Raw genomic sequence first — 16,279 nt, forward strand, 5'->3', positions numbered from 1 at the left:
TTATGAGTATTGCCCCTCAGCTCAAGCCCGATAGCCCAATTTTAAATGGCGTAAAAAATAGTGTCAATATTGCTGATAACTTAGAGCGGTACCAACGTCAAATGATGGTATCGCAACTAGGCACACAAGGGCAAACAAAGCTGATAACAAGCCATGTGGCTATTGTCGGTATGGGCGGCCTGGGTTGTCCCGCCAGCATTTTTTGGCGGGGGCAGGCGTGGGCAGGCTTACCTTGATTGATCATGATAGCGTTAGCTTAACCAACTTACATCGTCAAGTGTTGTATCGTGAAAGTGATGTAGGACTATTAAAGGTTGATGCTGCTCATCGCACCCTGACAGAGCTAAATAGTGACATTGATGTTGTTAAACATGCGCAAAGAATTAATGCGGATAATATGACAGCATTATTATCAGATGCCGAAATAATAGTGGATGCAACAGACAACTTTGCCATAAGCTATATGCTCAGTGATTACTGCATACAGCATAGCAAACCATTAATATCAGCCTCGGTTATGGGTGTAACAGGTTATGTGGGTGTGTTTTGCCATTCAACCTTGCCATCAACTGTATTGAATTCATCTAAAAGCGAGGGCTCGGCTTGCCCAAGTATGCGAGCGGTGTTTCCTAATCCACCCCCTGTTGGTCAAGATTGTAACAGTGTCGGCGTAATTGGTACGGCAGCAGGCATTATGGGAACGCTACAAGCGCAAGAAGTCATAAAGGTCATTTTAGGCGATGAGCAACAGTTTGCAGGGCGGCTATTAAGTATGGATTTATGGCGCTATCGCCAAACTATTATTGATTTTACTGGTGCGCCAGAGCCTGATAATTATGTGCATATTATTGCTGAAGCGGACATTCATAAATCGCAAAACAAACATCATAATAAGCAGAGCAGTCAAGACTGGGTAGTTGATGTGCGTAGCCTTGCTGAAGTTGAACAGTCGCCTAAGTTTTGCCATCAGCATTTGCCAGTAAGTGAGGTGCTCATGCACCCAGAACAGCTAAAACAACTCCCTAAAGATAAACGCTTGGTATTTACTTGTATGAGTGGTCAGCGGGCGTTAATGGTGGCGGATAGCTCCTTACAATCGGGCTTTGATAACGTGGCGGTTTGGTTGTGATGGTTTTTTGGTCTTACGGCAGCCAATGTCGTAAAGTTTAGTTTGTTTCCTCAATTTAATTCTTCCTCATTGCTATATGGCTGCTGTCATATTATCCTAACTTTTACTTAATGTAATTATAAACAAGATACTACTGTTCTACCTATGGATAACTATGGCTAATTATACCTCAGATAATATAGACAAAAGAAATCTCTCGCCTTTCAGTCAAACCCCTGACGATCTACTTAAGCAAAAGCTACAACAGCTTATCCCCGAAGCCTTTAGCGAAGGTAAGCTCAACGTTGAGACATTAAAAGCTGTACTGGGCGAGAATGTGCTTGCGCCCAGTTTTGAAGCGTATGGGCTAAACTGGGCAGGCAAGCACCACGTTTACCGTGAGCTTAAGACCTCAACCAGTCAAACATTATTACCTCAGCCTGACGAGTCAGTAGACTTCGATAAGACGGATAATTTGTTCATTGAAGGTGATAACTTAGCGGTGCTTAAGATACTGCAAAAGAGCTATTACAACCGTATTAAGATGATATATATCGACCCACCGTATAACACAGGCAACGACCGATTTATCTACCCTGATGACTATAGCGAAAGCCTAGCTGAGTACCAAGCACGGGCAGGGCAACTGGACGACGACGGCAACCTTACTCACAGCGATGGCATGCGCTCAAACCGTAAAGAGAACGGACAGTATCACAGTAATTGGCTGAATATGATGTACCCGCGCTTAGCATTGGCAAAGAATTTGCTACGGGATGACGGGGTAATATTTGTGTCGATCGATGATAATGAAGTGGCAAACTTACGGTTGTTGATGGATGAGATATTTGGAGAAGAGAATTTTGTAGCGGAAGTTGTTTGGCAGAGAGCTTTTTCCCCTAAAAATGATGCAAAATATTTATCGGAAAGTCACGATTATATCTTGATATATGCGAAAGCTATTAATACATTTGAAGTAGGTAAACTTGATAGAACTGCTAAAGCAAATGAGCGATATAAAAATATCGATAATGATATTAGGGGTGTCTGGACAGCCAGTGATTTAACCGTTAAAACATATTCCGAAAAATATGATTATTATGTAACTACACCAAGTGGCAACAAAATCAAGCCGACAGAAGGCAGGTGCTGGGGTGTTTCAAAAGATAAGTTTAATGAATTAGTTGAAGATAATCGTATTTGGTTTGGAACTGAAGGTAAGAATGTACCTCGTTTAAAACGTTTTTTAAATGAAGTCAAAGAGGGAATGGTTGCTACTACTTTATGGCTATATAAAGAAGTCGGTCATAATCAAGAAGGACGACAGGAATTAAAGTTCTTATTCGATGACCAAGGTTTATTTGATAGTCCAAAGCCAGTCAGGCTATTAAAACGTATTATGAAAATTGCAAATATTAAAGCAGATGACATCATTCTAGACTTTTTTGCAGGATCATCAACCACCGCCCATGCAGTAATGGCGTTAAATGCCGAAGAGACAAAAGAAAGTGATGATAATGAGAATAAAAAAGCTGGTAAGCGTAAATTTATCATGGTGCAAATTCCTGAAGCCATTGACCCTAAAGACAATATAAACGCTTACGAGTTTTGCCAAAAAAACAACTTACCGCCCACCATTAGCGAGATATCTAAAGAACGTATCCGCCGTGCAGGTCAGCAAATATTGGTAGACAATCCGGACCTTGCCGAGAATAAAACGCTAGACTTAGGGTTTAAAGTCTACAAACTTGCCGATAGCAACTTTATCCCGTGGCAACAGCCCGAAAATAATGATACCGAAAGCTTGCTCGCATTGTTAGAAAAGCACGTTAACCCGATAGTGGAAGATGCTACAGATGAGGGGATCGTTACTGAACTGATGTTAAAAGAAGGCTATCCGTTGACTTTGCCCATATTACCGTTAAATCAACAGAGATATGGTTGTTTTACGACTAAATTACTTGACAGTGCTAATGATGACGGTACACTCCCGCAGACCGCAGACCGCAGACCGCAGACCGCAGACCGCAGACCGCAGACCGCAGACCGCAGACCGCAGACCGCAGACCGCAGACCGCAGACCGCAGACCGCAGACCGCAGACCGCAGACCGCAGACCGCAGACCGCAGACCGCAGACCGCAATGCCTCAAGCTGGCTTAGTCGTCATTATTCGAGATATGACAATAGAGAAATGTGCCGATATTATCGCCCTTGCGCCTAGCAAAGTTATTATCTTGGATGGGGCGTTTAGTGATAATGATATTAAAGCCAACACTTTACTACAATTAGAAGATACAGGGCTTGTGGTTGGGTGTGTTTAGTTATTTTACCTGTAAAAAACAAGGGTATATTAGATGACAATTAAATTATTTATTAGTTATGCTCACAAAGATGAAAAATTAAAAGAAGATTTAGAGGAGCATTTATCATCACTTAAACGGCAAGGTGTTATTGAGGCATGGAATGATAGGGAAATAATAGCTGGTCAGAAGTGGGAAAATGAAATAAATAGTAATATTTCTGATGCAGATCTTATTCTTTTATTAATAAGCGCAAGTTTTAATAATTCTGATTATTGTTCAAGTAAAGAAGTTGAACAAGCTATTGAACAACATAATAGAGGTAGTTCGGTTGTCATTCCAGTTATCTTAAGACCTTGTGATTGGAAAGGTCTCCCTTTCTCTGAGTTTCAAGGTCTTCCAAAAGATGGAGTGCCTATTACTAAATGGCAAAATGAGGATGAAGCATGGCTAGATGTGATTGAGGGTTTAAAGAAAACTATAAAGAGTTTTAAAGATAAAAAAAAAGAAGTTCGAATCTCTGAGAATACTGAAGAAACTGTTCTAAACCAAAAGACACTTATATGGTTGGATGATACAGAGGTACAGTTAAATCATAGAAAAGGAGATATAGTAAAACTTCAAGATATATATATACCACCTGACTTAGAAGAATATGAAAATACCTCGGCTAACTTTATCAATAATATAGACGCTTCAAGTTATATTGATAGCAATCAAAACCTTGTAGTGTTTGGTGATAGCCAAATGGGAAAGACATCTCTACTTAAGTTCTACTATAAAAAGCTTATTCATACGCAAAAAGTTATTTATATTGACTTGGGTTTAGAGGTTAACGCTATTTCGGACTATAAAAAAATACTACAAAGAGCTATTAATCAGCAATACAGTAATTTGAAATTTGAGGATCTAGGAGTACAAGAAAGCACAATCCTTCTCGATAACTTCGATAAGACCAAATTTAATAAAAAATCTGTTACGAAGTTTATAGAGTTTATAGAAGAGCTAGGAGTAAGGATTATAGTGACTTCTAATGAGGAGTATGGCTGTATTATAGATGAATACTCTATTTTCGACTCGTTCAAAAAACTTAAAATTATGGGATTGGGTAATAAGAAAAGAGACAATCTAATTACTAGATGGGTAAGTTTGGGGCAGGAAACAACTATTAGTGATAGTGATCTTTATCAACAAGTTGACTATATTACTGATAATATTAACAAGATACTTAAGAAAAATATTGTACCCTCACGTCCTATTTATATAATTATGATTTTACAAATGTTTGAAGCTCAAACAAAAATGGATATTGAGCTTACTTCATATGGGCATTGTTATCAGCAGTTGATTTATAACTCATTAGAAGGAATAAAGATAAAACCAAAAGATTATGGTCTATATTTAAATATTTTAACAGAGTTGGCTTGGTGGGCGTTTACTAGAACGAAACCTATAGCTCTCACGGATATTGATAAGTTTTTTACAAAATATAATGATGAGTATATTGCAGATTTTAACCAAAAAGAAACTTTAGAGAAACTGGTTAAATGTGGCATTTTAACTCAAGATATTAATGGATATGACTTTAGGTATCCTTATTTGTACTATTTTTTTGTAGCAAAGAAAGTTGCAGATAATTGCAATGACAATAAAGAGTATGAAAAATATATTGATGATTTGATAAAAAAGCTTCATAGAGAAGATTATGCAAATATCTTAATTTTTGTTACTCATCATAGCAATAGTAAGGTTGTTTTAAATAAAATTGAAAGATGTTTGAATAGTCAGTACTCGAAGCTTACAGAGGCTACATTGGATAAAGAAGGTCTAAGATTTATAAATGATTTTATATCTGAAATACCTAAGCTTGTAATTGAGCAAAGAGAGATACAATCGGAGAGAGATAAACGTAATGATGATTTAGATAGATTAGAGGCTTTAGAAGCTAGTAATGAAATAGATGTGACTAATGAAATTCTTTCAGATATCAATCGAGTATTTAAATCTATAGAGATTAGCGGTCAAATTATAAAAAGTCGACACTATAATCTTAGGAAAAGCGAATTAAGTGAATTAGCTGTATTTAGTATAGATGCAGGTTTGAGGTTCATAAGCTATTTTTTAGGTATATCTGAGTCTGCTAAGGAATCAGTAGTAAACTTGATTGCTGAGAATGTAACTAACGATCCTAATCTAAGTAATGATGTAATTAGAAAGTATGCTGAAAAATCATATTTGTTTTTAACTTATAGTGTACTTAGTATGGTTATACAGAAAATTTCAAATTCGATTGGAGTTAAAGAGGTAAGTGAAATATACGAGCAAATATCTGAGGATAAAGGTACACCAGCATATAATTTAATTAAGCTGTCAATTGACTTGCATTTTATGAAAAGAATTGATATCAACTTCATAAAGAATATGAAAAATGCATTTAAAGACAATGTAGTTTGTCTTAGATTGATGAAAGAGTTTTTAATTCATCATATTTACATGTTTCCAGTTGATTATCAAGTTAGACAACAGCTTTCTGATATCTTAGATATTCCACTAGATAAACAGAGTAGATTGGAACAGGTTTCGAAAAATAAAAGTGTACTAGATTTTCAGAAATTTAAAATGATTGAATAGGCCACCATGATAACCCTAAATTTTGAACCCAATCTAGACGATCAAACACAAATCATTAATGCCGTGGTAGCGCTATTTAGTGAATAAGCATTTAAGATCAATCTTAGAGGCCACATATTGACAGATTTATCTAATAACAACAAAGCCAACACCTTCGATTTTAATATGCATAGTTTGAGGTTAGAGGTGTGTTTAATAATCAATTAGTAAAATTTGATAGGGTTAAATGATTAAATACGTGAAAGGTAACTTATTAGAGTCAGATGTAGACGCACTTGTTAACGCTGTAAATACGGTAGGCGTAATGGGTAAAGGTATTGCCTTAGCGTTCAAAAAGCAGTTTCCGAAAAACATGCAAGAATACTCAATAGCTTGTAAGGCAGGAGAAGTGCAAACGGGTAAAATGTTTGCGACTAAAACCAATGAGCTGGTCAGTACAAAATGGATAGTCAACTTTCCTACCAAACAACATTGGCGAAGCAAATCACAAATGGTATGGATAGAAGAGGGTTTGCAAGACCTAAAACGCTTTATTATTGAAAATAATATCCAATCAATTGCCATTCCTGCGCTAGGTGCGGGTAACGGTGGTTTAGATTGGCAAGAGGTTAAGCTCAAAATTGAGCTAGTTTTGGGTGATTTAAAGGGTGTTGATGTTTTGGTTTTTGAGCCGTTAGTTTGATAGGAACGTATAATGAGTAGTTGGATGGAGCTAATTAGCTATATTAGTTTTTTAGTAATGGCAGTGGTAATTGGTCTTTTCATTCCTTTTTTTGCAGATGAAATGTACCAGCAATTTAGAGCGAAAAAACTAGCAAAAAAAATAGCAGATAATCAAGATTATGAAAAGTATGATATTGACTTAATACATATTTTATTAAAAGCCAAACGTATTGACAGTAAATATTTGAGGTTTTTAATGTGGCAAGTATTAGGTCATATTCATGAGAGCTTAGAAGATGATAGAAAGCTAGACTATTTCAAAAAAATATATGAAAGGTATGATTCTGATGAAATATACAATAATATCTCACAACCGATATCAGAGCAGATTAAGGCATTAAAAAGAGTTCTGAACGAGTCAGAGCAAACGGTTTTATTGAATCTAGCTTATAATATTAAGATACTTGAAGTAAAGAGTCAGTTTAGTAAAAAACTGAACATGGCTTTAACGATAATTAGTATTTTAGCGACGGTAGGTAGCCTTTTATATCAGTATCTAACTAGTTAGCAACTAAACTAAATTACTCTATAACTCATATAACTATAACAACAGACCCCCACCATGATAACCCTAAACTTCGAACCCAATCTTGACCATCAAACCCAAGCCATCAACGCCGTGGTAGAGCTATTTAACGGACAGCCGTTTCATTTTAATGACAGTGACGACAGCTATACACTGGTTCAGCCCATTGATGAGCAAGCAAATCTTGCAAAAAATAGGGTTAGAAGTGGCGAAAAGAACCGTGGTATTCGTCAGCAGGTTATCAGTCAAACCATTGCCAATCATAGAGTGATAAGCGATGAGCAAGTGCTTGCCAATATTCAAGCCATTCAGCGAGATAATGGCGTTGAGGTATCGACAGCTTTATTTGATGATGTGAACAATGTTAATACCGAAAAAAGCATCAACCACTCCAAATACGGCATTAATGCGTCAATAGAGATGGAGACAGGCACAGGGAAAACCTATGTCTATTTGCGTAGTATCTTTGAGCTGTATCAAAAATACGGCATGCGTAAATTTGTCATTGTCGTACCTTCAGTGGCTATCCGTGAAGGGGTGCTCAAGTCAATTGAGATGACCAAAACCCACTTCGCTAGTCTTTACGATCATACACCTGTGAATGCTAGAGTCTATGACAGCAAAAACTTAAATATCTTACGCGACTTTGCGACCAGCAATCTGCTTCAGATTTTGGTTATCAATATTGATGCCTTTGCCAAAGATGAAAATATCATCAATCAAGTGCGTGAGCGTGGTATTGCGCCTATTGAATATATCCAAGCGTGTCATCCCATTGTCATTGTCGATGAACCACAGAATATGGAGACGGATAAACGTCTTAATGCCATCGCCAGTCTAAATCCACTTATTACGTTGCGTTATTCAGCCACTCACAAATACAGTCGTCATCTGCTTTATAGTCTAAACCCTGTCAAAGCGTATGAAGCTGGTCTGGTAAAACAAATCGAAGTCGATTCGATCATGGCAAATGACAAGTTTAACGAAGCCTATATCGAACTGTTAGAAATTACCCCTAAAAAAACCAAAATCACTGCAAAAATCAACGTCTATGCCAATGTAAAAGGTGTGATAAAAAAGAAAACGATTAGCGTCAGTGACAATGATGACCTGTATAAAAAGACAGAGCGTGAGATTTATAGCAATGGCTATGTGATTACAGGTATCAACGCATCTGAAGGATATATTGAATTTGCCAATGGTAGCATCATACAGGCAGGGCAACAGCTGGGCGGTATGAATGACAGTGTCATGCGTTATCAGATTGAGCGTACCATTGAAGCGCATTTAGATAAGCAAAGACAACTGCTGGATAAAGGTATTAAAGTGCTGTCTTTGTTGTTTATCGATCGAGTCGATAATTACTTAATTAATACCGCACAGGGTTATGAGCGTTCAGGCAAGTTTGCGTTATGGTTTGAAGCATTGTATCAACAAATATTAGACAAGCCTAAATATAAAGAGCTCAAACAACAGCTTACTGGTTTGTATCAAGGCGGTGTCAGTGATATTCATAACGGCTACTTTTCAGTGGATAGTAAAGGGCGTGCTAAAGATACATCAGGTGCTACCCAAGCTGATGACGATACCTATAGCTTGATTATGAAAGACAAGGAAAAGCTACTCGGGTTATCAAACCCTTTACAATTTATCTTTAGTCACTCAGCATTAAAAGAGGGCTGGGATAACCCGAATGTATTCCAGATATGTACCCTTAATGAAACTAAATCTGGTATGAAAAAGCGCCAAGAAATTGGACGTGGACTGCGCTTGTGTGTGGGTGCAGATGGTAACCGTATTTATGACAAACAAGTCAATGTACTAACCGTTATTGCCAATGAAAGTTATGAAGACTTTGCCAAAAATTTACAGAATGAAATAGCAGAAGATTATGGTATTGAGTTTAATGGCACAAAAAACATGGCGCAAAAGCGTGAGGTCAAATATCGAAAAGGCTTTATGCTAGATGATAACTTTAAAGCCATATGGGATAAGATTAAACAAAAAACCCAATATCAAGTACGCTTTGATAGTGATGCCTTAATTGAAGCTGTTGCCAATCAATTACAAGATATGGAAGCGGTTGAAGCGCCCCACGTGAGTGCTGTTAAAAAACGTCTAATCATGAGTGGCGATGGTATAGACAGTCGTATGGTCTCGGTAAATAGCCAAGTGGCAAGCTATCAGACTGATAGGGATGACTCTGAAAACAGCCATCAAAGTCAGACACTATGGGCGTTGCCAAATGTGCTGACCTATTTAGCCCGTCATACTAAACTGACCCGCCATACATTGGTTAAAATTCTCGCTAAAAGTGGACGAACGGCAGATTTATTTGTTAATCCGCAACTGTTTTTAGATAGAGTAGTACAAATTATCAAACAGCAACAAGCCAACTTAATGGTGGCAGGGGTGGAATACCGTAAAAGTGGTCAAACGTATTCGCAAACATTACTTGCTAATTTGGTTCAACAAACGACGGCTGTCTATGCTAGTGACCATCACTTTGAGGTAGACAATCCCAATAAAACGATTATAGAAAACCTGATACCGTTAGATTCGAACACTGAGCATCAATTTGCGCAAGATTGCGAAAGTATGCCTACGGTACGTTTTTATTTTAAACTGCCCAATTGGTTTAAGATTGACACACCAGTCGGTACTTACAATCCCGACTGGGCAGTGGTCAAAGAAGATGAAAATGAAGTCAGCCAGTTGTATTTTGTTGCTGAAACCAAAAATACAGGTGGCAAGAGTGCAGGTGGGCATAGCGTCGATATCAGTAAATTACCATTAGCACAGCAACAGAAAATCCATTGTGGGCAAGCGCATTTTAATGTGCTAGATAATGAGGTGAATTATAAAGTTGTTGAGACGGTAGCGCAGTTGTAGGGTTAAGGCTTAGCCTAGCCGAGCTAATCCCCAAACCACCCTGTCATCTTCTGTAAAAACCCCTTAGCCTGTTGCGTCTTATTTTTCGTAGGAAACGCTGATTCTAACGCTTCACAAGTGGGATATTTCTCTTGTAGCTTCCTGAGATAATATGCCTCATCATTATCCATAAAGCCATCTAACAGACCCACACCTGTAGGGTCATCATGACGACAACTCTCGTTTTCTCTATTCCATCCGTAGTGTTTGGTCACAGGCTCGCTAACAGAAATAATATTGTTATTGCAGGTTAAAAGTGCAAAATTTTCAATGGTATAAATATTTTTATCGTCTCCACCTTCTGCATCATATGCTAGACCAATAATTAAACTGTCATCATGCAGGCGGTCTAACGGTAGTCTGGTTTGCCAACCATCGATGGATTGAAATAAAGACAACCAGTCAAAGGGACGAAAGACAAACTTAGACTTATCCACTGTTAATATAAGGAAGGTTGTTTGATTATCGGGTATCGAAGAGATAGATTGAGTATCTGACGTATTTAGTCTACCTATAAACACATCATGAGGCGATGCAGGTAAGCAGGCTTGTGCGATAGAGCTTAGCGAAAGTAGGGCGATACCGACTGTCGAGGGTAACAACGAATGTGTTTTATTGGTTGTAGGCTTCATTATATGTATTCCGCTGTATTTTGACAGACATATTATGCACCTCTCCAGCCTCTAATGTCACCGCATCCAAATGGGCATTGGCAGTCTCAATACATAGCATCCGCTGATAGTCATCTTCGGCAAACTGAGACACTTTTTTTGCGGTCTCAATCCAAGGGTTCCAAACAACCGTGCTATTGCTACCCTCGGCATGAAGATGATAAGTCTGCGCTGGCGTGTTTAAAGTAATATCTGGAGCGCTGTGATAAATACGATCTACTTCGCTTGCAAATGTGATATTACCTTCCTGAGTTTTGGTATGCCAGTGATCTAAGGTATCGCTATAAGGTATGCCGCCAAAGCCAGTAATCGACGTTTGCTTAATATCTTCAGTCGGCAGATAAGTATGCAGTGCCTGAGAAAAGTGAACAGTCTCATCACTATTATTTTGAGTGATCAAGGTAATGGCAAAGCCTTGCTGACTAAAATTAAACTGCACTTTTAAATCAAGATGTGGGGTCATTGTGGCAGACTGCTGCAAATTCAAAATCAGCTGTGAAGTCTCCCCTAGTGTTTCAAGAATTGCGCTTTTATCGGTTTCGTCTTTAATACCTGTTGTGTTAATCTTAACCGATGGCTGAAAGCTATCAAGCATAAAGGGCTGCACCCGGGCATAGCCGTGTTGAGTTAAGTCGAGGAGGCAGTATTTAAAGCTGTCTTTTACCGTTTGTGGATTGGCATCAAACTGCCCAAACACTGGCCAACATATCGGCACACCGCCCCGCACCGACTCGCCCAATTTGTACTCAGCATTCTCACTAACCCAAAGCCAATTGTCAGATAAATCATGAACGTTATGTGGTTGTCTATCGTCACTGGACGTCATAAAATGAATCAGCTGTGCGCCTTGTAATAAAACCACTGCTCGAAAGCCATTGCCATGAACAGTAAAGGTGTCCAGCTGACCTATTTTATTGTGATTTAAAATGGCGGACATACAGGCAATCCCTTATTTGTTAATAAGCGCATACGCCAAACGGTAGCCTGAATTGCCAGCAGCAGATACCACGTCAGACCTTTCTCGCACTAAAATCTCGATACGATACTGTTCTCCATAATACGCATTGAGCATATCATCGGTAATGATAAAAGGAGGCGTCGTCCGCTTCAGCTCTTTTTCAAGTAGCTCATCATCATAGGAAAAGGTTAATAAAAACTGGTTAGCACCGCCACTAAGATGAATCAACTGCTCGGTATAGCGGGTACGTAAAAAGTCTGGCGCAAAGTCAGGCAAGGCAACCAATGCGCCACGGTCATAGATGGCATCTACTTTCTCAATATCGGTAGGGTTCAAGTCAAAAATGTCGCCCACCCATATTTTGATATTCTTGCCGTTATATTGGCCTTGGTAAAGGGCTAAATTAGGGGTAGTGGGGTGCGCTGTTACAGTCGCTTTAATATCGTTTTCTTTAAAAAAATGGGCCACTGCTGATTCTACCAACTCAAACCCCAACTACATGATAACCTTGACGGGCAAACCAAACCATATCGATGCTTTTACCACACAAAGGCACAAAAACACGCCCATTCTTAGGCGTGTTTAAGGCATCAAAATTATGCGTTAACATAAAGTTGGGTTTGTTTTGAGTAAATCCAGTATTACCGTTCTGCCAAGCATCCTGCCAAAATTGCGCTTCCATAATCGTCCATCATCTCAAAGTTTAAAGTCAAATACCCTTAAAAAGGGTACAAAGCTGAGCGAGCTTAACGCTGTGACACTTTAAAAGTATTTGACTATAGTTAATAAAAAAAGGTCTCAGTTCTAACTATAGCAGAATTTGACGGTGGTTATGAACGCCCTATTTCATATACTGTTTAAACTCTTTACGCAGCTTACCCAGTTTAGGTGGGATAACCGCTTGGCAATAGCCTTGGGTTGGGTTCTTATTAAAATAGTCTTGATGATAGTCTTCTGCTGCATAGAACTCATGCACAGGATGTACCTCAGTGACCACATTTAGACCCAGCTCATCCCGCAGCTTACCAATGACTCGGTCGATGGTCGGTTTTTGTTTTTCTTCATCGGTATAAAACACCACTGAGCGATATTGGCTGCCAACATCATTACCTTGGCGGTCAAGAGTGGTGGGGTCGTGAGTGGCAAAAAAGATGTCCAATATGACTTCTAAAGGCACGACAGACTCATCAAAATCGATTCGTACCACTTCGATATGCCCCGTTTCTCCCGTACACACATCTTTATAATTGGCCGAGGCTTCATCACCGCCCATATAGCCCGAGGTTACTTTTTCGACCCCTTTTACCGATTGAAAGACAGATTCGGTGCACCAGAAGCAACCGCCACCTAATACTAATGTTTGCATAATTTATCCTTAAAATAAAACGTCAATTAATTATCTTGTTGTGACTAAATTTTAGCAGGGCATTGCAGTGATATAAGTAACAAACAGTAATGATATAATACAATGTGTTCAAAATTAACAACGCTAAATGAATAAGAGAATATCGATGTCAAATACTGGGAACCACCAATCGTCTATCATTTACGACAACGTCTTCACCACACCCCTAGACAAAGCCGCTCGGTTCTCTTTCGACGAGCAAGTGGTGGCGTGCTTTCCCGATATGATACGCCGCAGTGTTCCCGGTTACGGGCAAATGCTCGCCATGTTGCCCATATTTGCAAAACGTCATTGTCAGTTTGGGCAGACCAATGATGACGGGCAGCGTGTCAGCCGTGTATATGATTTGGGCTGTTCGTTGGGCGGTGCAACGATGGCATTGCTCAATGACACTGGCGGATTTGCCCCAGACGAATTGCAAATTAAAGCGGTGGACATCTCTCCTGCCATGACCAAAAAAGCAGCAATGCTTCTCCACGACAACTATCCTGAACATGACATCGACGTCATTACCGCAGACATCCGCGAGCTTAAGTTTGAGCCTTGCGACATGGTGATACTCAACCTGACCTTGCAATTTTTACCGCCTGAAGATAGAACGCAAGTGCTACAAGCCGTCTATGACGCCCTAAATGACGGCGGTATTTTGGTACTTACTGAAAAAAATCATACTGGCGATGAGCAAGACGACGCTTGGCTGGTTGAGCGCTATTATGACTTCAAACGTGCCAATGGCTATAGCGAGCTTGAGATTAGCGGGCAAACGCAATGCCTTAGAAAACGTGCTCATCACCGATACCTTAGTCCAGCATCATCAGCGTCTGGCAAAAGTGGGCTTTCATCGTAGTCTAACGTGGTTTCAGTTTTTAAACTTCGCGTCTATTGTGGCCTTTAAATAGGAGCTGAACCTTAATAAGCATTGTCGTAGCGTGTGGTGTAGCGAAGCGAAACCCACGAAGTTTAAGTTACTTATCCTAGTTCAAGTTACGTGTCCTAGTTTAAGTTTAGCTATAGAGTTAGGTTTTTACAGAGCTGATCTCGCTTTTCACTACTATCTTGGTTTGCACTGTGGCGTGCGCTAATGGTCTGTGCCGTTCCTGCTACCACGATACCGCCACTTACCAAGCGCACGCACCACAGCGCTTCACCAAGTATATCCGCTACAATCGAGGCTAAACCGCACCCCGAGGCGACTATTGCTATGGTAAGCAAGTATTATAAATCTGTTAGGTTTAAGGCTGTAGTTATACCCCAGTATTATTTAACGCAAAAATTTTATTTGGTTAGGCTAAAAGTTTTAGCCTTGTGTTAGAGGTATTTAATAATGTTGGAAGAGCTCAATAAGAAAGGTTTTATTCTAATGTCGAGTAATGCGAGTCAAACCATACTTGATGTAGCTGGAAGCATAGGAAATGTTTATAAAACTCCTACGATGCCTTTAGTTCAGACACTAACTCCAAAACTAAAAGATGCCAAATTAATCAATACATATAGTGGTAATTTTGGTGTTGAAGAATTTCCTTTTTCATACGGATTTAGCTCATTGGTATGTACCACCAAGATACTTTATGTTGAGATGTGTTATACCTGTCGATAATGTTTATACTAAACTGATTGATAGTAAAGTCTTATGTCATACAATTGAAGCTAGTTTATTTAATAGAGCACATTTTAAGCCAAGGAAAAAACTAGATAGAGTTGCTAATATTTTAAAATTAAAGCAAGACTCTTTATTTAGATGGGATTCGATATTTATTAAAGCGGTTAATAAACCTGCTGAAGAACTAAGTCATTTAATTAATAATCGGCTAAACAATATCGAAAGTCTGAAGTTTAACTTAAATGAAGAGGGCAAATGTATATTGATTGATAACTGGCGGATGCTTCATTCTAGAAGCGCAGTTACTCAAGAGTCAATGAATAGAAAGATTGAAAGGGTTTATTTTGAGGAGGTAGTATTTTGAATGCTAAAAGAACAGTTCATGTATGGTCTAAGGAATCCCTGTTTTCAAAGTCTCAGCGTTATATAGAAAAAATGATGGAGAAAACCCCATCTGATTGGGAGTTTGGGTTTTGGTCAGCACTAGCATTAGAGATGTTGGTTAGAGCCTCCATATCAAATATATCGCCCACTTTGGTTGCCGATGGTAAAGATTGGAATAGTATACTTTATGCAGTAGGTAAAGAACCCAATCAAAGTAGATTTATACCAAAGTCTGCGACTATTTCTGATTTACTAAAAAGAGCAGAGGAGTTATTTCCTGATTTTACCAAAGAAATGCTAAATTTTAGTATTATTCACATGAATAATAGAAATAGTGAGATACATTCAGGAGCAATACCCTTTGATGATGTTGGCTCATCAACATGGTTGCCAAGGTTTTATTCTGTGTGTAAGGTTTTAGTAGAAGGTCTGGGTGAAAGTCTTGAAACGCTATTTGGTAAAGAAGGAGCTGAGGAGGCGCATCTTCAGATTACAGCTTTACTAGATGATAATGCAAAAACAGTTAAAAATACTATAAATGCGCATAGAGTCATTTGGAATGACAAGGATGAAGATGAGAAGACTAAGCTAGCTAAGCAAGCTGAACTATTAGCTACTCGACAGCAAGGACATAGAGTAAAGTGCCCTGCTTGTGAAAGTGACGCTTTAATACAAGGTAGTTCTAGTCGAGCTCCCCAGACTAGTCTAACGGAAGATGGGATTTCTGAAAAGCAGTCAATGCTTCCTACCAGCTTCGAGTGCACAGCTTGTGGACTAAAAATATTAGGCTTGTCAAAGCTTGTTGCCTGTGGCTTAGGTGATGCATATATATCAACTAGATATTATGATGCCGTAGAGTATTTTGATATAGATATTGAAGGTGAATTTGAAGCTTCGATTTACGAAGATAACAATGAGCCGTGGTAATAGTTAAATTGTTGAAATGATGCCTGCTTCTGCCGAGGGACGAGGCACGGACATAGCTATTAAAGAAACGCCTAATGATGACTCGCATATTTCTCCCCTCTGACGGAACGACGA

General features: G+C 39.0%; 14 protein-coding genes and 2 pseudogenes. 10 read left to right on the forward strand and 6 right to left on the reverse strand.

Going from position 1 to position 16,279, the window contains the following annotated elements:
* The first annotated feature begins 2 nt into the window (after positions 1 to 2).
* The 8 genes and pseudogenes from AC2SLN_RS13225 (at position 3) to AC2SLN_RS13260 (ending at position 10,181) form a co-directional block, all read left to right on the forward strand.
* Complete coding sequence (locus tag AC2SLN_RS13225) at positions 3 to 236, forward strand: ThiF family adenylyltransferase (RefSeq protein ID WP_495057381.1); 234 nt, start codon at positions 3 to 5, stop codon at positions 234 to 236.
* The gene (locus AC2SLN_RS13230) at positions 185 to 1,129 is read left to right on the forward strand and encodes a ThiF family adenylyltransferase (RefSeq protein ID WP_495057382.1); all 945 of its coding nucleotides are present in this window, start codon (positions 185 to 187) and stop codon (positions 1,127 to 1,129) included. The genes AC2SLN_RS13225 and AC2SLN_RS13230 overlap by 52 nt, the downstream gene beginning before the upstream one ends.
* A 154-nt stretch (positions 1,130 to 1,283) precedes the next feature.
* The gene (locus tag AC2SLN_RS13235) at positions 1,284 to 3,269 is read left to right on the forward strand and encodes a DNA methyltransferase (RefSeq protein ID WP_495057383.1); all 1,986 of its coding nucleotides are present in this window, start codon (positions 1,284 to 1,286) and stop codon (positions 3,267 to 3,269) included.
* Complete coding sequence (locus tag AC2SLN_RS13240; RefSeq protein ID WP_495057384.1) at positions 3,251 to 3,430, forward strand: hypothetical protein; 180 nt, start codon at positions 3,251 to 3,253, stop codon at positions 3,428 to 3,430. Before AC2SLN_RS13235 ends, AC2SLN_RS13240 begins: the two co-directional genes overlap by 19 nt.
* 33 nt (positions 3,431 to 3,463) lie before the next feature.
* Complete coding sequence (locus tag AC2SLN_RS13245) at positions 3,464 to 6,040, forward strand: TIR domain-containing protein (RefSeq protein WP_486549019.1); 2,577 nt, start codon at positions 3,464 to 3,466, stop codon at positions 6,038 to 6,040.
* A 226-nt stretch (positions 6,041 to 6,266) separates the two neighbouring features.
* Positions 6,267 to 6,713 (forward strand): annotated as a pseudogene (gene darG, locus AC2SLN_RS13250) (type II toxin-antitoxin system antitoxin DNA ADP-ribosyl glycohydrolase DarG); the annotation flags it as partial.
* A gap of 21 nt (positions 6,714 to 6,734) precedes the next feature.
* Positions 6,735 to 7,271: a hypothetical protein gene (locus AC2SLN_RS13255; protein WP_486549017.1), complete on the forward strand. Its 537-nt coding sequence runs from the start codon at positions 6,735 to 6,737 to the stop codon at positions 7,269 to 7,271.
* A 54-nt stretch (positions 7,272 to 7,325) separates the two neighbouring features.
* Positions 7,326 to 10,181: a restriction endonuclease gene (locus AC2SLN_RS13260; RefSeq protein ID WP_486549016.1), complete on the forward strand. Its 2,856-nt coding sequence runs from the start codon at positions 7,326 to 7,328 to the stop codon at positions 10,179 to 10,181.
* A gap of 23 nt (positions 10,182 to 10,204) precedes the next feature.
* Here the strand turns inward: AC2SLN_RS13260 and AC2SLN_RS13265 are convergent, their stop codons facing one another.
* The 5 genes from AC2SLN_RS13265 to msrA all read right to left on the reverse strand — a co-directional run bounded on the left by AC2SLN_RS13265 (position 10,205) and on the right by msrA (position 13,215).
* On the reverse strand, positions 10,205 to 10,852 hold the full coding sequence (locus AC2SLN_RS13265) for a hypothetical protein (protein WP_486549015.1): 648 nt from the start codon (positions 10,850 to 10,852) through the stop codon (positions 10,205 to 10,207).
* Positions 10,833 to 11,828: a D-hexose-6-phosphate mutarotase gene (locus AC2SLN_RS13270; protein WP_486549014.1), complete on the reverse strand. Its 996-nt coding sequence runs from the start codon at positions 11,826 to 11,828 to the stop codon at positions 10,833 to 10,835. The genes AC2SLN_RS13265 and AC2SLN_RS13270 overlap by 20 nt, the downstream gene beginning before the upstream one ends.
* A 12-nt stretch (positions 11,829 to 11,840) precedes the next feature.
* Positions 11,841 to 12,332 carry a class I SAM-dependent methyltransferase gene (locus AC2SLN_RS13275; protein ID WP_495057385.1) on the reverse strand — a complete coding sequence of 164 codons (492 nt, stop codon included), beginning with the start codon at positions 12,330 to 12,332 and terminating at the stop codon, positions 11,841 to 11,843.
* 1 nt (position 12,333) lies between these two features.
* Positions 12,334 to 12,531 (reverse strand): hypothetical protein, encoded by a 198-nt coding sequence (locus AC2SLN_RS13280; protein ID WP_495057386.1) that lies wholly within the window; start codon positions 12,529 to 12,531, stop codon positions 12,334 to 12,336.
* A gap of 159 nt (positions 12,532 to 12,690) precedes the next feature.
* Positions 12,691 to 13,215, reverse strand: a complete 525-nt coding sequence (msrA, locus tag AC2SLN_RS13285) for a peptide-methionine (S)-S-oxide reductase MsrA (RefSeq protein WP_486549012.1) — start codon at positions 13,213 to 13,215, stop codon at positions 12,691 to 12,693.
* A gap of 145 nt (positions 13,216 to 13,360) precedes the next feature.
* Between msrA and cmoA the strand changes: the two are divergent.
* Positions 13,361 to 14,153, forward strand: a pseudogene (gene cmoA / locus AC2SLN_RS13290) (carboxy-S-adenosyl-L-methionine synthase CmoA).
* 109 nt (positions 14,154 to 14,262) lie between these two features.
* On the opposite strand, the gene AC2SLN_RS13295 reads toward cmoA, so the two are convergent.
* A complete protein-coding gene (locus AC2SLN_RS13295) occupies positions 14,263 to 14,466 on the reverse strand; it encodes a hypothetical protein (RefSeq protein ID WP_486549009.1) in 204 nt (67 codons plus the stop codon).
* Between the two features lie 748 nt (positions 14,467 to 15,214).
* On the opposite strand from AC2SLN_RS13295, the gene AC2SLN_RS13300 reads away from it, so the two are divergent.
* Entirely contained in the window at positions 15,215 to 16,165 is a 951-nt protein-coding gene (locus AC2SLN_RS13300; RefSeq protein ID WP_486549007.1) for a hypothetical protein, read from the forward strand.
* Positions 16,166 to 16,279: the final 114 nt, after the last annotated feature.

This window comes from Psychrobacter sp. CX90 (genome assembly GCF_057396305.2).